The sequence below is a fragment of the Ensifer sp. Root954 genome (assembly GCF_001429005.1).
Classification (GTDB): Bacteria; Pseudomonadota; Alphaproteobacteria; order Rhizobiales; family Rhizobiaceae; genus Ensifer; species Ensifer adhaerens.
The window spans coordinates 25,908-44,909 of the sequence record NZ_LMJM01000020.1 but is presented as its reverse complement, the minus strand read 5'-3'; the positions used below and the strand labels follow the sequence as shown (position 1 = coordinate 44,909).

The 19,002-nt window shown below is 64.1% G+C and carries 18 protein-coding genes; 8 read left to right on the top strand and 10 right to left on the bottom strand.

All coding sequences use genetic code 11. The features are described 5' to 3' along the window. The first annotated feature begins 42 nt into the window (after positions 1-42). Positions 43-828, top strand: coding sequence for a slipin family protein (locus ASE71_RS10900; RefSeq protein WP_060519915.1), 786 nt, complete (start codon positions 43-45; stop codon positions 826-828). On the opposite strand, the gene ASE71_RS10895 is transcribed toward ASE71_RS10900, so the two are convergent. The 5 genes from ASE71_RS10895 to ASE71_RS10875 form a co-directional block, all read right to left on the bottom strand. Further along, positions 829-1,641: an inositol monophosphatase family protein gene (locus tag ASE71_RS10895; RefSeq protein WP_060519913.1), complete on the bottom strand. Its 813-nt coding sequence runs from the start codon at positions 1,639-1,641 to the stop codon at positions 829-831. Between the two features lie 35 nt (positions 1,642-1,676). After that, a complete protein-coding gene (locus ASE71_RS10890) occupies positions 1,677-2,738 on the bottom strand; it encodes an ABC transporter ATP-binding protein (protein ID WP_034790301.1) in 1,062 nt (353 codons plus the stop codon). Between the two features lie 8 nt (positions 2,739-2,746). Continuing rightward, on the bottom strand, positions 2,747-4,981 hold the full coding sequence (locus ASE71_RS10885) for an ABC transporter permease (RefSeq protein ID WP_034790035.1): 2,235 nt from the start codon (positions 4,979-4,981) through the stop codon (positions 2,747-2,749). Between the two features lie 140 nt (positions 4,982-5,121). Beyond that, entirely contained in the window at positions 5,122-6,147 is a 1,026-nt protein-coding gene (locus tag ASE71_RS10880) for an ABC transporter substrate-binding protein (RefSeq protein WP_034790034.1), read from the bottom strand. 128 nt (positions 6,148-6,275) lie between these two features. Further along, a complete protein-coding gene (locus tag ASE71_RS10875) occupies positions 6,276-7,298 on the bottom strand; it encodes an ABC transporter substrate-binding protein (protein ID WP_244496962.1) in 1,023 nt (340 codons plus the stop codon). A gap of 218 nt (positions 7,299-7,516) precedes the next feature. Here ASE71_RS10875 and ASE71_RS10870 point away from each other — a divergent pair, with 218 nt between their 5' ends. Next, positions 7,517-8,257 (top strand): response regulator, encoded by a 741-nt coding sequence (locus ASE71_RS10870; protein ID WP_034790032.1) that lies wholly within the window; start codon positions 7,517-7,519, stop codon positions 8,255-8,257. Further along, positions 8,254-10,347 carry a two-component system sensor histidine kinase NtrB gene (locus ASE71_RS10865; protein WP_060519911.1) on the top strand — a complete coding sequence of 698 codons (2,094 nt, stop codon included), beginning with the start codon at positions 8,254-8,256 and terminating at the stop codon, positions 10,345-10,347. The genes ASE71_RS10870 and ASE71_RS10865 overlap by 4 nt, the downstream gene beginning before the upstream one ends. A 24-nt stretch (positions 10,348-10,371) precedes the next feature. Here the strand turns inward: ASE71_RS10865 and ASE71_RS10860 are convergent, their stop codons facing one another. Further along, on the bottom strand, positions 10,372-11,169 hold the full coding sequence (locus ASE71_RS10860; RefSeq protein ID WP_051659182.1) for a phosphatase PAP2 family protein: 798 nt from the start codon (positions 11,167-11,169) through the stop codon (positions 10,372-10,374). Between the two features lie 369 nt (positions 11,170-11,538). Here ASE71_RS10860 and ASE71_RS10855 point away from each other — a divergent pair, with 369 nt between their 5' ends. From ASE71_RS10855 to ASE71_RS10845, 3 genes are all read left to right on the top strand, one after another. Then, positions 11,539-12,234, top strand: a complete 696-nt coding sequence (locus ASE71_RS10855) for a response regulator (RefSeq protein ID WP_034790028.1) — start codon at positions 11,539-11,541, stop codon at positions 12,232-12,234. Then, the gene (locus ASE71_RS10850) at positions 12,231-13,403 is read left to right on the top strand and encodes an ATP-binding protein (protein WP_060519909.1); all 1,173 of its coding nucleotides are present in this window, start codon (positions 12,231-12,233) and stop codon (positions 13,401-13,403) included. The genes ASE71_RS10855 and ASE71_RS10850 overlap by 4 nt, the downstream gene beginning before the upstream one ends. Positions 13,404-13,603: 200 nt before the next feature. Next, complete coding sequence (locus ASE71_RS10845) at positions 13,604-14,596, top strand: DUF535 family protein (RefSeq protein WP_051659181.1); 993 nt, start codon at positions 13,604-13,606, stop codon at positions 14,594-14,596. Positions 14,597-14,624: 28 nt separating this feature from the next. Here the strand turns inward: ASE71_RS10845 and ASE71_RS35730 are convergent, their stop codons facing one another. Further along, positions 14,625-14,783 (bottom strand): hypothetical protein, encoded by a 159-nt coding sequence (locus ASE71_RS35730; protein ID WP_156400770.1) that lies wholly within the window; start codon positions 14,781-14,783, stop codon positions 14,625-14,627. Between ASE71_RS35730 and ASE71_RS10840 the strand changes: the two genes are divergently transcribed. Further along, entirely contained in the window at positions 14,737-15,264 is a 528-nt protein-coding gene (locus ASE71_RS10840) for a GFA family protein (RefSeq protein WP_413814634.1), read from the top strand. The two genes, ASE71_RS35730 and ASE71_RS10840, sit on opposite strands and share 47 nt — an antisense overlap. Positions 15,265-15,318: 54 nt before the next feature. On the opposite strand, the gene ASE71_RS10835 is transcribed toward ASE71_RS10840, so the two are convergent. From ASE71_RS10835 to ASE71_RS10825, 3 genes are all read right to left on the bottom strand, one after another. Next, positions 15,319-15,942, bottom strand: a complete 624-nt coding sequence (locus ASE71_RS10835; protein ID WP_034790024.1) for a LysE family translocator — start codon at positions 15,940-15,942, stop codon at positions 15,319-15,321. Positions 15,943-16,038: 96 nt separating this feature from the next. Beyond that, a complete protein-coding gene (locus ASE71_RS10830; RefSeq protein ID WP_034790005.1) occupies positions 16,039-16,491 on the bottom strand; it encodes an Lrp/AsnC family transcriptional regulator in 453 nt (150 codons plus the stop codon). 88 nt (positions 16,492-16,579) lie between these two features. Beyond that, complete coding sequence (locus tag ASE71_RS10825; protein WP_034789995.1) at positions 16,580-17,638, bottom strand: LacI family DNA-binding transcriptional regulator; 1,059 nt, start codon at positions 17,636-17,638, stop codon at positions 16,580-16,582. Positions 17,639-17,883: 245 nt separating this feature from the next. Between ASE71_RS10825 and ASE71_RS10820 the strand changes: the two genes are divergently transcribed. Then, positions 17,884-18,876, top strand: coding sequence for an autoinducer 2 ABC transporter substrate-binding protein (locus ASE71_RS10820; RefSeq protein ID WP_089043683.1), 993 nt, complete (start codon positions 17,884-17,886; stop codon positions 18,874-18,876). Positions 18,877-19,002 lie beyond the last annotated feature (126 nt).

Genomic DNA, 19,002 nt, shown 5'->3' with positions numbered 1-19,002 from the left:
GGGTGAGGGCGCGGTGAAGGCGCCCGGAATGGAGGAATGGTCATGGACATGTTCGGGAGCCTTGCTCCTTTTGCTGCGTTGCTGGTGCTCGTCATTCTCGTCATCGCCTATTCGATCCGGATCCTGCGTGAATATGAACGGGGCGTGATCTTCACCCTCGGCCGGTTCACCGGCGTCAAGGGGCCGGGGCTGATCCTGCTTGTGCCCTATGTGCAGCAGATGGTGCGGGTCGATCTCAGAACCCGGGTGCTGGACGTGCCGAGCCAGGACGTCATCTCTCATGACAACGTTTCCGTTCGGGTCAGCGCCGTGATCTATTTCCGGGTGATCGACGCCGAGAAATCGACGATCCAGGTCGAGGACTTCATGATGGCGACGAGCCAGCTGGCGCAGACGACCCTGCGGTCCGTGCTTGGCAAACATGATCTCGACGAGATGCTGGCCGAGCGTGATCGGCTGAACGACGATATCCAGAAGATCCTCGACAGCCAGACGGATGCCTGGGGCATCAAGGTGGCGACCGTCGAGATCAAGCATGTCGACATCAACGAGAGCATGGTTCGGGCGATTGCCCGTCAGGCGGAGGCCGAACGCGAGCGGCGCGCCAAGGTGATCAATGCCGAGGGTGAGCAGCAGGCCGCGGCCAAGCTGCTCGAGGCCGCCGAGATCCTCGCCCGGCAGCCTCAGGCCATGCAGTTGCGCTATCTGAGCACCTTGAACGTCATTGCCGGCGAGAAGAACTCGACCGTGATCTTCCCATTCCCGATGGAACTCGGTGGTCTGCTGGGGTTCAAGCCCGACAAACCCACCGGCTCGGCGCAAGAGTGATCAAGCTGCTGCCCGGTCAAGCTGGGCGACCTTCAGCAGGTCATCGACGGCGCTCGGGGCTGCGGCCAACACCGGCGCCCAATGCGTCAGCGCCTCGCCCCGCGCGGGGAAAGGCAGCGTCCAGCCGCCGGCTTCGGTCACCAGGCAATAGCCGCCAAGGCAGTCCCAGGCATGCATGTAGGGTTCGTAATAACCGACGAGGCGACCTGCCGCCACATAGGCGATCATCAGTGCGCCGGAACCGTTGCGCATGAAGTTGCCGCCATTCGAGAGCAGGCGCTCGACGATGGCACCCATCTCGCCAGGTTTCACCTGATCGTTGGCGCCAAGCCCGGTGACGGCGTTGCGGATCGTGCGCGTGCCGTCGAGACGAAGCGGCTTGCCGTTCAGCGTCGCGCCCCGGCCGGTTGCAGCGGCATAGATTTCCTGGTGGCAGGGCGAGTGGATCACGCCGATAACGGGTTTCTCCGCATAGACCACCGCAATCGAGACGCACCAGTTTGGCATGCCGTTGACGAAGGGCGTGGTGCCGTCGATCGGATCGAGCACCCAGGTGAAGCCGGATGTGCCGTCGAGAAGTCCATGCTCCTCTCCGAGCACGCCATCGTCCGGATACGCGGCCGCGATCTTGTCGCGGATCAACGTCTCGACGTTGCGGTCGGCGATCGACACGACGTCGTGGGCGTCACGCTTGGTTTCGATGACGAGCGTTTCCCGCTTCAGGAAGTAATCGTAGGCGAGCTGGCCGGCCTCCTCGGCCATGGATTTGGCAAGCGCGAACCGGGCATCGAGGCCGGCAATTTCAGCAGTCATGCAAGTGTCCTTCTCGTATCCAGCTGTGTGAAAAGTCATGCGTCAATCAAAGCGAGGCCGCGGCTGCGGAAACCGATCGCGACCTCCGTTGCCGGAGATAGCATTTCCTCCACCGCCTGATCGACAACAAAGAGGAGACCCGCCGGCGTTTCGACCTCGTATTCGACGTGGCCGCCGAGATAGGCGGCGCTGCTGATCGTGCCTGAAAGGGCCGCACCCTTGGCTGGCGTCAGCGTTACCGCGTTGGGCCGTACGGCGAGTTTCGACGGACCCGTCCGGGTGCCCTTGGAGGGCAGGCGGTGCTCAAATCCGCCGATGCGGATCGTCGCCAGGCCGGCGTCGGTCGCGGTCACCTCGCAGGGCAGCACATTGGCCTCGCCCATGAAGTCGGCGATGAAGGTGGAGGCCGGCGCTTCATAGAGGTCGCGCGGCGCACCTTGCTGCGCGATCGCGCCATCTTTCATGACGATGATGCGGTCGGAAACGGCAAGCGCCTCGTCCTGGTCGTGGGTGACGTAGACGGCGGTGAACCCGAGGCGCTGCTGCAACTCGCGGATTTCTGTGCGCACCTTGCGGCGCAGTCGCGCGTCGAGGTTGGACAGCGGTTCGTCGAGCAGCAACACCTGCGGTTCGAGCACGAGCGCGCGGGCAACGGCGACGCGTTGCTGCTGGCCGCCCGAAAGTTCGGCCGGAAGCCGCTGGCCGAGGCCGCCGAGGCCGACGAGCTGCAGGCCTTCTTCGGCGCGCTCACGCGCTTCCTTCTTCTTGATTCCCGAGGATTCGAGGCCGTAGGCGACATTGTCGAGCGCCGACATGTGCGGGAAGAGCGCATAGGACTGGAAGACCATCGACACGTCGCGCTCGTTGGCCGGCAGCATGGTCACGTCCTTGCCGCCGATCAGGATCCGGCCGGCGGAAGGGTGTTCGAGGCCGGCCAGCATACGCAGCGTCGTCGTCTTGCCGCAGCCGGAGGGGCCAAGCAGGGTCACCAGCGTGCCCGGCTCGATGGTGAGCGACAGGTCGTGGATGGCGGTGAAGCTGCCGAACTGCTTGCGCACGTTCTGGAAGACGACCGAGCCGGTGCGCGGGGTGCTCATGGAGGTGCTCATGCGGTTTTCTCCTGGGAGATGGTGTTGGACGAACGGACCGGAGCGGCGCCGAGGACGCGGTTCTCGCGCCTCAGCTTGCGTTCGCCGACGAGGAGTTGCAGGCCGGTGATGACGGTGATCATCACCAGGATGAGGGCCGAGGAGTAGGCGATCGCCACGCCGAACTCGCCGTTTTCGACAAGGCCGACGATGTAGGCGGTGGCCATGTTGTACTCGGCGCTGACGAGGAAGACGACGGCGCTGATCGAGGTGATCGCCCGGACGAAGGAATAGACGAGTGCCGCGACGATCGCCGGACGCAGCAAGGGCAGGATGACCTTGCGCAACGTGCGGAAGCTCGTTGCCCGAAGCGTCAGCGACGCCTCGTCGAGGCTCTTGTCGAGCTGGCTCATCGCCGCAATGCCGCCGCGCACGCCGACCGGCATGTTGCGGAAGACGAAGCAGGCGACGAGGATCAGCGCCGTGCCGGTCATTTCGAGCGGCGGCAGGTTGAAGGCGATGATGTAGCTGATGCCGATGACGGTGCCGGGGATAGCAAAGCTCAGCATCAGCGCGAACTCGAAGACATCACGGCCGGCGAAACGCTGGCGCACGATCAGATAGGCCGTCAGCAACCCGACCATAGCCGTCAGTGGTGCTGCGATCAGCGAGATCTCCATGGTCGTCCAGAAGGAGTTCCAGGCAACACCCGTCCAGGCGATTGCGCCGTCGGCAAACGAGATCGAGAAGGCCTTGGCGTAGTGGTCGAGCGTCAGCGAGTTGTCGAGACCCCAGGTCTTCACGAAGCCGCCGAAGAGGATCATGCTGTAAACGACGACGGTGAAGATCATCCAGGGAATGACGATGGCGTGAACGCCGATCGAGATCGAGCGTGGCAATGCACTGTGGGCACCGGAATCGCCCTTGCCGGTCACGGTCGAATAGTTCTTGCCGGCGAGCCAGTAGCGTTGCGCCACGAAGGCCGTGAGCGTGAAGCAGAGAAGGATGATGGCGAGTACGGCCGCACGGGACGGATCGTTCTGCGCGCCGACGACGGCGAAGAAGATTTCGGTCGAGAGCACGCCATGGCTGCCGCCGAGCACCAGCGGATTGCCGAAGTCGGCCATGCTTTCGATGAAGCCGATGAGGAAGGCGTTCGCCAGGCCCGGCTTCATCAGCGGCAGAGAGACGGTCCAGAAGGTGCGCCAGCGATCGGCGCGCAACGTCTGCGACGCCTCTTCCATCGAAGGGCTGACCCCTTCGACGACGCCGATCAGCACGAGGAACGAAATCGGGGTGAAGGAGAGGACCTGCGCGATCCAGATGCCGGTAAGGCCATAGAGCCAGCGCCCCGGTTCGACGCCGAAGGCATCCGAGAGAAATTCGGTAACGACCCCGGCGCGGCCGAAGAGCAGCGTCAACGCCAGGCCGATGACGAAGGGCGGCGTGATGATCGGCAACACCGTCAAGAGCCGCATGCCCTTCTTGAAGGGGAAGCGGGTGCGGGTGGCGACAAGCGCGAAGGCAAGGCCAAGCAGCGTCGAGCCGGACGCCGTCATCAGCGCCAGCCATAGGGTGCGCCAGGCGACGCCGCAGCGGCCTTCGCCGACGACACAGCTCAGGCTCCAGATCGAGGCGTCCTGGATATTGCGGATGAAACCATCCGGTTTGAACGAGCCGTCGAAATCCTGAACCGACGCCGCGAACATGCTGCCGACCGGATAGAAGACGAAGACGATGACGAGGGTCACGAGCAGGGAAATCGCCGCGACGATGAAGGCGTCGCCCTTGAGCACGCCGCGCTCGGCCAGCCCGAAGGCGAACAGAAGAACGAAGGTGAGTGCCATAAGCACGGCGCCGGCGCCCATTGACGGCTGACCGTCGGAAAGCGTGCCGAACAGGGTCTCGCTGATCGTCCAGGTCCAGCCGGAAAAGCCGATCGCCAGCCCCTGGAGAGCGAGATACAGAACCCCCGCTGCGCCGGCGACGGCAAGCAGAAGCCCTCGACGCGCGGGATCGCGGACGAAACGCGCTGCGACGCAGATGCCGAGCAGCGCCAGCGCCACGATCAGCCACGGCTTATCATGGGCGAAAATCTGCATCAGGCCGGGGGCAACGGCTAAATCCCCGGGGAAATCGGCAAGCCAGCCGAGCCCGAAGAAGCCGCCTTCGATGCGATACCAGGGGACAGCCAAGAAGGCGGCCAGTCCGAGCCCGAGCGTGAGGTCGAGCCTGCGGTTGCGATGTTCCATGACGGTCCTTGCGCAATTTGGAATGAAAGATGATGTGACATTGCATCGCCGCGGCGCCTGCCGGAAGCGATGAACGACGGTTGGGACCGTTGGGCGGTGCCGGCCGGATCAATCACCCGGCCGAACCGTTCAGGCCGCGATCAGTTGGCGCTCGCGCCGACCTCGCGGTCCCAGCGCTCGAGCAGGGCTTTGCGTTTCTCGGCATCGCCGAAGGTGGCGAAATCGTAGTCGATCAGCTTGATGTCCTCGAACTTCGGTGCTTCCTTCGGCACTTCGGCCGACTTGTTGGACGGCAGCTGGAAGGACTTGGCGTCCTTCATGCGCGACTGGACCTCGGGCTTCAACGCCCAGTCGTACCAGGCCTTGGCATTGTCCAGGTTCTTGGCGCCGCGGATGATCGACATCGAGCCGATCTCGTAGCCGGTGCCCTCGCAAGGCGCGATCGACTTGATCGGGAAGCCTTCGGCAGTCTGTGCCACGGCGTCGTGCATGAAAACGATGCCGAGGCCGGCTTCGCCGCGTGCGGCTGCCTTCACCGGTGCCGAGCCGGACTTGGTGTACTGCGCGATGTTGCCGTTGAGCTTCTTCAAATAGTCGAATGCCTGGTCCTCGCCCATGATCTGCACCAGTGAGGCAAGCGCGGTATAGGCCGTACCGGAAGAGTTCGGGTTGGCCATCTGGATCTCGCCCTTCAGCGAGGCGTCGAGCAGGTCGGCCCAGCACTTCGGCTCCTTCAGGCCCTTCTTCTGGAAGATCTCGGTGTTGTAGCCCCAGCCGAGCGCGCCGGCATAAACGCCGACGGTGCGATAGCCGGAGCCTTCAGCCTGCTTCTTCGCCCAGTCCTGGAGCTGGTCCAGCATCGGCGACTTGTATTCGAGCGTCAGGCCGTCAGAGGCTGCCTGCAGGTGCGGGTCGCCGGTGCCTGCCCACCAGATGTCGGTCTTCGGATTGCGCGCCTCGGCGCGGATCTTGGCGTAGGTTTCGCCCGAAGACAGGCGAACCATGTTGACCTTGATGCCGGTTTCCTTCTGGAAGTCGCCGGTCATCTGTTCGCAGATGACCACGTCTGCGGAGCAGATGAGGTTGAGGCTGCCGGCAGCCTGGGCGGGCAGGGCGGCAAGCGCCGTGCCTGCAAAGAGCATGAGGGAAAGCGTCGTTGTTTTCATTGGGGCATCCTCCTGTTGCCTGTTTGAAACTTGGGCGCGAACGGGCATGGCGCGGCCATCGGCCTGCCCGCCGGGCGGCACGTTCACGATTTCGGTGCTGTGGATTTTGCTACGCTTCTGCGAAGCGCTCAGTTCGTCGCGGCGATCTCCGCGTCGAACCGTTTGAGCAATCGACTTCGTTCCTCCAGCGAGCCGAAGGTGGCGAAGTCGAAATCGACCATCTTGATCAGCGATATGTCCGGTGCGCCAGGCGGCAACTCCGCGCGGGCGTTGGATGGGACCTGGTTCTGGCCGGCAGCTGCACCCGTACCCTGGCCTTCCGGGGTGAGCGCGAAATCGACGAAGCTTTTCGCGTTTTCGAGATGGCGCGCGCCCTTGACGATGCTGACGGCGCCGATTTCGTAGCCGGTCCCTTCGCACGGCGCGACGATGACGAGTGGGAAGCCCGCCTGCTTCTGCGTGACCGCGTCATGCATGAAGGAGATGCCGATCAGGGTTTCCCCGCGTGCTGCCGCCTTGACCGGTGCCGAGCCGGCCGTGGTGTACTGGTCTATGTTGCGGTTGAGTGCGCCCATGAACCGGAAGGCCTCATCCTCGCCGAAGAGCTGCACCAGCGTTGCAAGCGTGGTGAAGGCGGTGCCCGACGAGTTCGGATTGCCGCTGCGGATACGGCCGCGATAGGCGTTGTCGGCGAGATCCTTCCAGCAGGTCGGGGCCGGCAATTTCAGCGTATGCAGCAGGTCGGCATTGTAGGCAAAGCCAAGCGCTCCGGCATAAATGCCCGCCGAACGTCCGCCGGAGATGGCGAAGAAATTCTGCGCCCAGGGCAGCATGTCGCGCTCATGCGCCGGCCGATAGGGTTCGAGCAAGTTCTCCGATCCCGCCTGCAGATGGGTGTCGCCTGTCCCGCCCCACCACACATCGACGGTAGGGGTGTCCTTTTCGGCCCGGATCTGGGTGAGGATGTCGCCGTTGCTCTTTCGGGTCATAGCGACCTCGATGCCCGACTTCGCCTCGAAAGCGGCCTTCATCGTCGCGCACCACGCTTCGTCGACACCGCAAAGCACGGTGAGCGCCGGTGCCGTCATGCCTGACGTGGCGGCGCACAGCCATAGGGCCACGCCCGCGCCGATAGCGGTAATGCCTTTCACGATGTCCTCCCATTTGGAGCGTTGCCGCCCCAATCTCCGCAATCAGGATGTCGGTATTCCCTGCGGGTCGCAACCCGCAGAATGGTTACCGTTCTTACAACACGGATGCGGCTTTGCCGTTTCAAGATTACAAAGATTACAAATGTGACAATGCGGATAACGCGAGCCGCTTTGATCATTGGGGCAGCCCCGCCTATGATGGCGGCGGGAGGACGTGCATGCTGAGTGAGAGAATACGGATTCTGATCGTCGAAGACGATCCGGACATGGCGGAGCTTGTTTCCGATCTGGTGGAGGCCGAAGGCTGGATGCCGCTGACGGCGCCATCGGCGGAGGCCGCCGCTGTCGTCCTCGAGCGGGAAACGGTGCACCTGGTGCTCGTCGACCACAACCTGCCTGGAGCCTCGGGCCGGACCTTTGCCCAGCGGCTGCGGGCGCGCACCAATATCGGCATCGTCATGGTAACGGCGGCAGGCAGCGCCGCGGATCGGGTGCTGGGACTGGAGACGGCCGCCGACGATTATGTCGTCAAGCCGTTCGAGCCGATCGAACTGACGGCCCGGATCAAGGCCGTGCTTCGACGGACTTACCCGTCGCTGAAGCCGGAGCGGGAGACCGAGCGCGAGCACGAGCCCGCGGCGCTGAAACTCGGCGACTGGTCGATCGACCTCAAGAGCCGGCGCGCGGTCTGCCTTTCCGATGCGACCCGCTCGCTCACCAGCGCCGAGTTCGCTCTGCTGGAAATTCTCGCGGAAACGCCGAACACGCCAGTCACCCGCGCCCATATCCTCGATCGGCTGGGCGCCGAAAGCGATCGCTATATCGACCGCAACGTCGATGTGCTCGTGCTTCGGCTCCGGCGCAAGATCGAGCGCAATCCGGACCTTCCGCGCCACATCAAGACGCGGCGCGGCAAGGGTTATGTGCTGGATACCGACGACGACGAGGCCCGGCCGTGATCAGCCGCCCGTTCCTTTCGTCGATCGCCTTCCGCCTGCCGTTTGCGATCGTCTTCATCTGCGTGCTCGTTTTCAGCCTGGCAACGGTCGCCGTGTTCGGCCTGCAACGGGCGCGTGACGAGATGGCGGCCTACGGGCTGCAGGCCTTTTCGAGCCTTGCCAAGGCCTCACTGGTTTCGCGCCAGGTTTCCGATCTCGTGTCCAGCGCGCCGTTCCTGATGAACGCAACCTCGCCCTATCGGGTGTCGAGCGAAAGCCGCTCGGTCGTCGCGCAGGTCGACGTCCTGCTTCAGACCATGGCGCCGGAGACCGGCAAGACAGCGGTCGAGGGCTTTGCCAGCGCGCACATCGTCGAGTTGCTGGATGCGATCCGCACACAGACTGTGACACTCGCCGCCGACGCGGATTCGGCCCAACAGTACAAGGCCGATGCGGCAGCAGCGCTCGGAGAGATCGCCACCGGCAACGGCATAGCCGACGCAGAGGTTCGCCAGAGCCTCAACGCGATCGTGCAATCGGCATCCAATTCCGACAGCCTGTTCCAGCTTGGCGAACTGCGCCGCCGCTACGTTGCCGTAACGACGCCCCGGCTGGCGCCCGCCGGGCCGGATAGCCGGATTTCGGCAGCCGAGCTGACGCCCTATGAACGGGTGTTCGAGGCGCAGACCCACTATCTTCTGGAAATGTTCGCCATCCGCGCCGCGGTGGCGCGGCTGCACACGGTCTCGCGCGATCTTTCGCACGCCACGGAAACACAAAGCGAGGCCGTTGCCCGGGGGCTCAACGAGGATCTCGCCTCGACCTCTGATGCGCTGAGCCGACTGCTCGTCATCGTCGCGGTCTCCGCCCTGCTGGTGCTCGTCATGGCGATCTTCTCGATCCGCTCCGTCATGCGGGTGTCGCGCGGGATCGTGTCGCTCTCCAAGGGCATGAACGCGCTTGCCCAGGGGCGGCGTGACGTCGATACACCGAGCTACAAGGGGACTGAGACCGAGTTCCTGCGGCTGCTTGAAGCCTTCAGCGCCTTCCGCGAAAGCGTCGAGCGCGTGTCGCGGCTTCGTCGGACGGCCGAGGCGGCGGCGCGCACCATTCGCTCGACCTTCCGCAACATGAACGAAGGGATCGCGCTTTTCGATCCCGGCGGCAAACCGATCACGATGAATCGTCGCGTCATGGAGCTCGTCGGCTGGCCAGGCTCGGCGCGGAAGCTGCCGCTGCGCCGGTTCGTGAGCCCAATGCCGGAGATCGATCCAACCCTCTTGCCCGCCGATCGCGACGCGGGATCGCTCGACGACCGGTTGGTGCTGCGCCATCGCTCCGACATGGGCCGGGTGACCGAAGTCTCCCTGTCGCGGCAGCCGGACCGGGGCATCGTGCTGCTGGCGCGGGACGTGACGGAGATCGACCGGCAGGAGGCCGAGGCGGCGAAGGCGCAGCGGCTGGACGGGATCATGAGGATGACCCACCAGGTGAGCCATGAGGTCGGCAACATGATCGGTATCATCACCGGCAGCCTGGGGCTGCTGGAGCGCGAGACAGGCTTCAGCGACCGGCAGAAACGCCATATCGCCCGCATTCGCAAGGCGGCCGACCGAGGGCGTTCGCTGGCCTCGAGCATGTTGTCTGTCGGCAGCCAGCATCCACTCCAGCCGGGCGCGCTCGAAATCGGCGCGGTGCTGCGCGGCATGGCCGACGTGCTTGAAATCGCCGTCGGCGAAAAATGCCGGCTCGCCTTCGAGATTGCGGACGGCTTGCCCAACGTGAATCTCGATGCAGCGCTCTTCGAGCAGGCGATCCTCAACCTTTGCCTCAATGCCGCCGCGGCGATGCCGCTCGGCGGCACGATCCTCGTCCGCGCCGGCTGCGTCGAGAGTGATGTCGTCGTCTCGGTGACCGATGCGGGGATCGGCATGTCGCCGGGGGCGGTGGACAAGGCGTTCGAGCCCTACTTCACCACCCGTGACCAGGAGGGCGGTGCCGGACTTGGCCTCGCCGTCGTCTACGGCTTCGTTCGGCAAAGCGGCGGCGATGCCCGCATTCTCTCGCAGCCTGGGCGCGGAACGACGGTGGAACTTGTCTTTCCGCGCTGAAGCGATACCGGTTTCTCGGGCGCTCTATGGCGCGCTTCGGCGCGAAAGGCGCATAACGGCGGCATCGATCCGTTCGCCGTTGTCGGCAAATACGGCCCACAGCCACGCCATCAGCCACAGCATCAGGCACCACGCCAGAACGACATCGGACAGATAATGCGCGCCGAACACGATCCGGTTCAGCGAGAAGGCGAGGACAAGGGGGACGAGGGCGATGATTGTCGCCCGTCGCCATTGAACCGGTAACAGCAGTGCGAGCGCCACGAGCGCGATCGCGGTGGCGGATTCGCCCGACGCAAAAGAGCAACTGCGCGAGCAGGCGCCGGACACTTGCCAGGCCGGCGTAAACGGCAGGCTGCCGCCGAAATCGGTGATCTCATGGGGGCGCGCCCGTCCGATCAGCCGCTTCAGCGCCTGAATAAGGAGCCCAGGTCCGAGCGCAAAGAAGGTCAGGAAGAACAGTGCCTTGTGCGGGCGGGGCAGCCATGGGCGGGGTGCGATGGCCTGCGCAACCAGAAGCGCCAGAACGCAAGGCAGAATGAAAACCGGCAAGATACGGTTGAAGTCGCGAAGGGCCCGCAGCTCCGGTTCCCGCGAGAGCGGAAAGTCGCCGGTGGCGAAGGCGGCCCAGCGCGAGACGGCAAGATCGATGCCGGGAAAGGCCATGAAGACGAAGGCCGCGCAAATGGTCAGTGCGCCGGCGGCCGCGATTGGCCGGTGTTCCAGGCGCGCGCGCGCCTGCCCCGGCCAGAGACGAGGATTGGCGCGCGACCATCGGCCGCTGTCTGAAGAGGTCGCCGTGGATGAATAAAGGCTGGGCATGCGGTCGCTCGCAAGTTGTCTGTGTGTGGGCCGGACACTTGCGCCGCTCTGTCAAGGCTGCGTCGAGGAACTGGGAGCGCTTGATGCGCAAGACCGAATGGTTGGCCGATACAGCTTCTGGTCGAGCGCGACCGACATGCGGGACGGAGGTCTCCGGCACTCTGCCCCGCATTTCGGCCGCGGGGAGAGGCCCGGTTTGTCGGTTGTGCGGCGCGTCCGTCGCCAATTGTCAAGAAACGGCGAAGATTTGTACGGAGCTCTATCCGGAGGGCCGATCAAGCGACCATCGGGCCGCGCGGACGAATTGCAACGCGGGCCTATTCGTCACATAAGCTGCTGATCACAACATCAGACCCAGGGAGTTAGTTCATGGTCGATAAGGGTCTCATCCTTCTGGCGGAGGACGAGCCGGAGATTGCGCAGATCCTAGATGCCTATCTCGTGCGCGACGGTTTCCGGACGGTGCGTGCCGCCGACGGCGAGACGGCGCTGACCCACCATGCGGTGCTGTCGCCGGACCTGGTGCTGCTGGACGTTCGCATGCCGAAGCTCGATGGGTTCGAGGTTCTCGCCCGCCTTCGCCGCGAGGGCAATACGCCGGTTATCATGGTCACGGCACTGGCAGAAGATCTCGACCGGCTGACCGGGCTGAGGCTCGGCGCGGATGACTACGTGATCAAGCCGTTCAACCCGCAGGAGGTGGTGGCGCGCGTCAACGCGGTGCTGCGCCGTACCCGCAACGGCGCCGGCGCCACCGTGCTTCGCTTCGAGAGTGTCGAGGTCGATCTCGATGCCCATGTCGCCTTCGTCGAAAAGGCCGGCAATCGCCAGTCGGTGCCGCTGACGCTCAGCGAATTCCGCATCCTTGCCCACATGATCCGCCGCCCGACGCATGCCTTCGATCGCGCCGATATCCTCGACGCCTGCCTGCCGGACAGCGATGCGCTCGCCCGCACGGTCGATACCCATATCGCCAATCTCAGGCGCAAGCTGGAAGATCTCGGTGCCTGCGGCTTCTTCAGTGCCGTGCGCGGCGTCGGCTACCGTTTCGTGGAGCCCAGATGAAGATCGGTCTCTCGCGCCTGCCGCTCGGCATTCTCACCGCGCTCGTGACGATCGCGCTGCTCATCATCAGCGTGTTCATCATCTATGCCGGCGTCGAATTTATGGAGCCGCGGCTGGAGGCGAGACTGCTGGAGCGGATGCCTGCGGAGGCGGCCCAGGCTTACAAGGACATCAATGCCGGCAAGTTGCCGCGCCAGGAGTCGCTGCAAAAGCTACTTTCGACGATGCCGGAACTCGAAGACTGGGCGAACTGGGAGGTGGACAAGATCATCCTCGGTTTCGGAGCGACGGCAGTCACTTTCTGCGGGCTGGTGGGCTACTGGCTGGCGCGCAAGATCAGCCGGCCACTGGAAGTGCTGGCGCAGGCGACGCAGGACCTCAGGACGGGTGACTTCGCGGTGCGCGTCGGATCGTTTCGCAAGGGTGCCAAGGAGGTGGCGACGCTCGTGAAGACCTTCGATGAGTTGGCAGCCGAACTGGAAAACATGGAGAACCGGCTGCGCTTCAATACGATGGCGGTGGCGCACGAACTGCGTACGCCGCTGACGATCCTGCAGGGCAACCTTCAGGGAATGGCCGACGGTGTTTTTCCTCTCGAGCCGGAAAGGGTGCGGCAGTTGCTGCTGCAGGTGGAGGGGCTTTCCGCCCTGGTTGAAGATCTGCGTACGCTTTCGCTCGCCGCCGGCCAGAAGCTGGTCACCCAGCGTCAGACGGTGGACCTCGCCGTGGAGGCGACCCAGGTGCTTGGTACGTCAAACACCCTGCTTGGCTCTGTTGGCATGTCGGTGGAGGTCGCGCTTGAGCCGGTGCGGGTCTCCGGCGATTCGCAGCGTCTGCGCCAGGCGCTGCTGGCGCTGATCGAAAACGCTACACGCTACGCCGCAGACGGCCGTGTCCTGCGCTGCGAGACCGGGCGGCGGGGTGCCGACGAGGCTTTTATCCGGATGCTGGACCGTGGTCCCGGTCTTCCGGACGACGTTTCGATCCATTCGATCGACCTGTTCTGGCGCGGCGACGCCTCGCGGTCGCGCGCGACGGGCGGCACGGGCCTTGGGCTTTCCGTCGTCCAGGCGATCGCCAAGGCGCATGGCGGACGGCTGGAATTTTCCGCGCGTGCCGGCGGCGGCGCCGTGATCACGCTCGTCCTGCCGCGGGAAATCGCCCTGTGAGCGATTGGCGCAACAGCCGTTGCGCCAAGCAATTTTCCGCTTTTCCCGATCGGAACATCGGCGGCTTCGCCGCCCTCGCGCCCGCTTAGAATCGGCGTGCAATTGCCCACCGGTTCTCCGCAAATCCTTGACAGTGCCCGGGCAAACCTGAGCTCGGCCGAGTCCTTCGGCCAACAGCGTTTGCTCTCAAGGATAGCACCATGTCCCTGGAATTCAGTCAGGAATACAGCGCGGATCTGCGGTTGCCGGTCGATGGCAAGGCATTCGTCGGCGAACAGCTGACGCCTTCGGGCCGGCCGGTTTCTGCGCCCGTCGTCGGTGAAGGCTCGGGAGAGACGTCGATCACCAGCCATGTGCTCAAACTCGGCCTGAGGGTGAGCTTGAAGCGCGCCGTCGTATTTTCCATGCGGTTTGCGCGCCATCCGTTCCTGACATCGCGCTGGATCGGCTTTCTAGGCGAATTCGCCGAACGCTACCGGCTGGGTCTGCCGCACGATGATCTCGTGCGCAAGTCGATCCCGACATTCTTCCTGCACGGCGCGTCGTCGACAGCAAGGCTCGACCTGCTGCTCAATCACTTCGATGTCGCAAGCGAGGTCCTGTCGCGCCGTTCACTGATGGCCCTTTGGCGCGGCAGCACGCTGGAAATGGGCACGGTTTCCGGCCGCAGCGAGAACTATCGCATCCAGCTGCAACTGGCCGACCATGGCGGGGCCCGCCATGAGGGGGCATTCGCGATCCGGCTGCGCCGGCAGAGCGATGGCTATGCGCTCTGCACTGTCGGCTTCATCTTCGTGCGTTGCGCAGGCGACACCTATAGTCTCGCCATCGGCGGGATGCAGGGGCCGAAGGGCGAAGAGGCCAAGCGATCCCTGATCACGGCAACTCGCGATCTCGGCGGGCTCCGGCCGAAGGATGCGGCGCTGCTCGTCCTCAATGGCCTGGTGACGGAAGGCCACGCGGGCCACGTCTTTGCGGTCTCGAACGACAAGCACGTCATCAACCGCCGCCGCTTGAAGCGGCGCCGCATGATGAGGGCCGACCTCGATGCCTATTGGTGCGATCGCGGCGGCGTGCCGGCCGAGCCTTTCGGCTTCAGTCTGCCGATCGGCGACGACCCGGCGGCGCGGGACGGCAACAGGCGCGATCAGAGCAAACGCGCGTTTCGCGACATCGGCGCGTGGTTCTACTGAGCCGGTACCGGCATGTAAGCTGCCGCGATTACGGGATCTTCGTGAAGTCCATCTCGAAGGCGCCGGAGACGATCCGGCCCTTCGGCGTTGGCCCGGCTGCAGACGGGCGCACACCATCCTCAGCCATCGCCTCGCCTGCGATGCCGTCGACAACCACAAGGGCAGATATCACCCGAATTGCACGCATGGATGCCTCCAATTTTGTCGCGGTTCTTTATACTGGCGCCGATTCGAAACCACAACTGGAGGTAAGTATGACGCGGGCCGTTGCCAAGAGGCTTAAGCCGCACACGGGCGGATGCCTCTGCGGAGCAATCCGGTTTGAGGCGCAGGGGACGGCCGGAAAGCCGCATACGTGTTCGTGCAAGATGTGCCAGCGCCATTCGGGCGCCTTGACCCTGGCGTGGGTCGAATTCCCGAGCGAAGCCGTAACCTGGACCGGACCGGGCGGCGCGCCATCGGTCTATCGCTCCTCGGACTATTCCAGCCGCGCCTTCTGCCCGGCCTGCGGCAGCAGTCTCGGTGCGATCGACGATGCGCCGGTGGTTGCCCTTCTGCTCGGCGTCTTCGACAAGACGAGTGCCATCGATCTGATCCCGAAGAGCCACAGCTATCGCACTGCCCGACCCAAGTGGTGGCACGTGGAGGCGGTGAAGCCCACGACCTGACGAGCAGGGGTCGAAAGTGATTGACGCAGCCGGTAGAGGCTGCGTCGACAGGGGCTAGAGCAGCCCCTTCACGGCGGCTCCGATGGCAATGATGCCGAACGCGATCAGAACCAGCCCCGAAATGCGCGATACCCAGACGACGAAGCTGTCGGGCAGTCGCGTCCGGGCGATCGCAACACCGCCGCTTAGGAAAAACCACCAGCCGAGCGATCCCAGGAAGACGCCCATGACCACGACGGCAGCGCTGAGCGCGTCGCCCGCTTCGGCAAGGCCGAGGCCGGCGAAGATCGCGGCAAAGGAGAGGATCGTCGCCGGGCTCGTCATCGTCAGGAAAAAGGTGGCGATGGTTGTGCGAATGAGATCGCGTCCGCCGACATCGGCGGCTGCCGTCACCGCCCTTGGCCGTAATCCGCTCCAGCCGAGCCAGATCATGAACAGTCCGCCGGCCAAGCTAAGCGGCGTGGCGATGATGGCAAGGACTGCTGCGAAGGCCGCGAAGCCGATCGCAGCCAGTGCCGCATAGGTGGCATCGGCGGCGGCTGTTCCGAGGCCGCCGGCCACGCCCGCCCAGAAGCCGCGCTCCAGCGTGCGGTTGATGCAGAGCGCCCCGATCGGGCCTAGAGGGGCTGCGACCGCGAGGCCGACGAGGAGGCTTTTTCCAAACAACAATGTGGACATGGCATAGGGCTCCGGCCGGGGCATGGTTGCGCCGTTCGCTTCGAGGACGGTGCATGCCCGGCAAACAAAAAATGTTGCAGCAGTTTGCGCGTCCGGTCAGGCGCGCAGCACGGTCGTTACCAGGCTTTCCCGCACGGTCGACAGCGCGATCACCGTTTCGCTTCGCGCCAGGAACCGCCGTTGCTTCATTTCGGCAAGGAACGGCTCGAGGTCGCCGAGCGATGGCATCCGGACCTTGACGCAATAGGACCAGGCGCCGGTGACATGGTGGCATTCCGCTACGGCAGGGTGACCGGCCATGAAGCTGCGGAACGCTTCCTCGTCCGCGTCCGGCGCAAGGCCGACCCAGACGAAGGCGAGTACGTCGAGGCCGAGCGCGCGATGATCGACCTCGACGGTGAAATTTCGGATCACGCCATTGGCGACGAGCCGGCGAATGCGTTCGTTGACGGCCGACGGCGACAACTCCACCGCAGCACCGATATCGGTCAGTGATCGCCTCGCATCGTCAGCGAGAATTTCGACGATTTTTCTGTCAACGTCATCCATTTCCAATGAATACGCTGCTTCTAATAGAATGTACAGATGATTTTTCTGTATGAAACCGCAGTTTCCGCGGAAACGTTGGTCGCCGGGGCTATTCGATGTCTTTCAAGGCGTCGAGCGGGCCGGTCAGTGCCGTGCGCGGCTGCACCAGTTCGGGCTGGATCAGGTGAATGCGCGGCTGCGGCCGGGCTTCCTCGATGACGTCGAAGGCCTTGGTGATCATGCCCTCGACGTCCTGGCGGATCATGATGACGGGGAAGGGCAGGAAGGACGCGAAGGGATCGTAATCGTAGCAGCCGACCACGAGGTCGGCGAAGTTTTCGTGTGGATGCCCTGCCATGAAACGCAGCAGCCCCTCGAAGTTGATCGACGAGTTGACGAAGAGGCCGCGCGGCAGCTTGCCGTGCTTTTCGTAGAAGGCCTCGAAGGCGAGGCGGGCATTGTTCGGCGCATAACCCGTCGGCTGGATGCATTCGTCCGGATCGGCGCCGAGCAGTTCGCTTTTGACGGCACGGAAGCCGCGGATGCGCTCGCGGCTGGCATGGTCGTTGCGGCCGCCGAAAAGGTAGAGATCGTGCGGCGCAAGCGGACCTGATGCCTGGAAGTGGCGGATGATCGCCTCGGTCAGCATTCGCCCGCCCTCGTAATTGTCGCTGATGACGGAGGGCACCTTGGTGCCGGGCAGGTCGATGTTGATGTGTTTGAGGCCGGCCGCCTCGCAGACCTCGTGCACGCCGTCGGGGTCGGTCGCGCCGCAGATGAACAGCTCGTCGATCGAATAGGAGATCAGCGTTTCGGCGGTCTTGCGCTCTTCCTCCGGATCGCGGCTGGCACTGACGACGATCGGGCATTGCCCCTTGCTTCGGACATGCGCCTCGAAGGTCTGCGCCATCGACGAGAAGTAGCGGTTGTCATGGATCGGCAGGAGCAGCCCGATCAGGCCGGAGCGCGAACTGCGCAGTCCGCGCGCCTGGCGGTTGGCCGTGTATTGGTGCGTCTCGGCGAGGTTGCGGATCAGTTCCGCCGTGCTCTCCTTGATCCGGCGCTTCTGCCAGGTGCCGTTCAGGACCGCACTTACGGTTGAAGGCGAGCTTCCTGACAACACCGACAGGTCGTAGATCGTCGCTTTCTTCTTGCTGCTGCTGGCCATCGGTTTCTCCCCCTGGTGGTTTTAGTGCCGATTTCCCCTTGACGAAAGATTAAGTCTGCACAATAGTTCTTGCACCATCGATTGTGCAAACAAGAAATATCGATTGTGCACATTTGATGGTGTCGTCTGAGGAGGCGGCGTTTCAGGGAGGCGAGGAACACTTCGCCAGTGATGATTTGAAACTGGAGGCCGGCGCTGAGACGACCGGGCGCGTTCCCCCTATGGGAACGAGTGGAGGAGAGAACATGATCAGGAAAATTCTCGTCGCCGCCCTGGCGACATCGCTGGCGCTTGCGAGTTCGGCGGCCGCCTTTGCGCAGGATGCCGGTAAGGTCGGCGTCGTCGTCAAGATCGGCGGCATTCCGTGGTTCAACGCCATGGAAGCCGGCATCAAGGAACGCGGCCAGAAGCTCGGTATCGACGCCTTCATGGTCGGCCCGACCAGCGCCGACCCGGCGCTGCAGGTGCGCGCCATCGAGGATCTCATCGCCCAAGGCGTGAAGGTCATCGGCGTGGTGCCGAACGACGCCAAGGTGCTTGAGCCGGTGCTGACCAAGGCCAAGGAAAAGGGCATCATCGTCATCACCCACGAATCCCCGGGCCAGAAGGGTGCCGACTGGGACTTCGAGCTCGCATCCTCGACCGGTTTCGGTGAGGCGCATGGCAAGCTGCTGGCCGAGAAGATGGGCGGCAAGGGCGAATATGCCGTCTTCGTCGGCTCGCTGACCGTGCCGCTGCACAATGCCTGGGCCGATGCGGCAATCGCCTACATCAAGAAGAACCATCCGGACATGACGCTGGTCGGCGATCGCTACGGTGTTGCCGAAGACGTCGACAAGAGCCGGTCGACTGCACTCGACCTGATCTCTGCCCATCCGAACCTGAAAGGCTTCCTTGCCTTCGGCAGCCAGGGCCCGATCGGCGCCGGCCGCGCCGTCGAAGAGCGCCGCAAGGTCGGCGAGATCTTCGTGCTCGGTCCCTTCTCTCCCGGCCAAGGCCAGAAGCTGGTGAAGTCCGACGCGATCTCCGGCGGCTTCATGTGGAATCCGAAGCAGGCCGGCGAAGTCTTCGTCACGCTTGCCGACAAGCTGATGAAGGGCGAGGAGGTCAAGGACGGTGACGAGATCGAAGGTCTCGGCAAGGTCAAGCCGGACTTCGAAAACCGCAACATCATCGTCGATCAGCTCGTGCCGATCAACAAGGACACGGTCGCGGATCTCGCGGCCATGGGTCTCTGATCCTCAAGGGTTCTCCCGGCTGCTGGGCCGGCTTCGGCCGGCCTGGCAAGTCCCTCAACCGTACCGGAGCCGGATGAGGAAAGGTGTTTGCGGTTTCTGCCCGCATCTTGCTCGGACTTAACGTGA

Bases quoted from the DNA above. Each gene is read 5' to 3' on its own strand.
- ASE71_RS10900 (WP_060519915.1), top strand. From the start codon at position 43: ATGGACATGTTCGGGAGCCTTGCTCCTTTTGCTGCGTTGCTGGTGCTC.
- ASE71_RS10895 (WP_060519913.1), bottom strand. From the start codon at position 1,641: ATGACTGCTGAAATTGCCGGCCTCGATGCCCGGTTCGCGCTTGCCAAA.
- ASE71_RS10890 (WP_034790301.1), bottom strand. From the start codon at position 2,738: ATGAGCACCCCGCGCACCGGCTCGGTCGTCTTCCAGAACGTGCGCAAG.
- ASE71_RS10885 (WP_034790035.1), bottom strand. From the start codon at position 4,981: ATGGAACATCGCAACCGCAGGCTCGACCTCACGCTCGGGCTCGGACTG.
- ASE71_RS10880 (WP_034790034.1), bottom strand. From the start codon at position 6,147: ATGAAAACAACGACGCTTTCCCTCATGCTCTTTGCAGGCACGGCGCTT.
- ASE71_RS10870 (WP_034790032.1), top strand. From the start codon at position 7,517: ATGCTGAGTGAGAGAATACGGATTCTGATCGTCGAAGACGATCCGGAC.
- ASE71_RS10860 (WP_051659182.1), bottom strand. From the start codon at position 11,169: ATGCCCAGCCTTTATTCATCCACGGCGACCTCTTCAGACAGCGGCCGA.
- ASE71_RS10855 (WP_034790028.1), top strand. From the start codon at position 11,539: ATGGTCGATAAGGGTCTCATCCTTCTGGCGGAGGACGAGCCGGAGATT.
- ASE71_RS10850 (WP_060519909.1), top strand. From the start codon at position 12,231: ATGAAGATCGGTCTCTCGCGCCTGCCGCTCGGCATTCTCACCGCGCTC.
- ASE71_RS10845 (WP_051659181.1), top strand. From the start codon at position 13,604: ATGTCCCTGGAATTCAGTCAGGAATACAGCGCGGATCTGCGGTTGCCG.
- ASE71_RS10840 (WP_413814634.1), top strand. From the start codon at position 14,737: ATGCCGTCGACAACCACAAGGGCAGATATCACCCGAATTGCACGCATG.
- ASE71_RS35730 (WP_156400770.1), bottom strand. From the start codon at position 14,783: ATGCGTGCAATTCGGGTGATATCTGCCCTTGTGGTTGTCGACGGCATC.
- ASE71_RS10835 (WP_034790024.1), bottom strand. From the start codon at position 15,942: ATGTCCACATTGTTGTTTGGAAAAAGCCTCCTCGTCGGCCTCGCGGTC.
- ASE71_RS10830 (WP_034790005.1), bottom strand. From the start codon at position 16,491: ATGGATGACGTTGACAGAAAAATCGTCGAAATTCTCGCTGACGATGCG.
- ASE71_RS10825 (WP_034789995.1), bottom strand. From the start codon at position 17,638: ATGGCCAGCAGCAGCAAGAAGAAAGCGACGATCTACGACCTGTCGGTG.
- ASE71_RS10820 (WP_089043683.1), top strand. From the start codon at position 17,884: ATGATCAGGAAAATTCTCGTCGCCGCCCTGGCGACATCGCTGGCGCTT.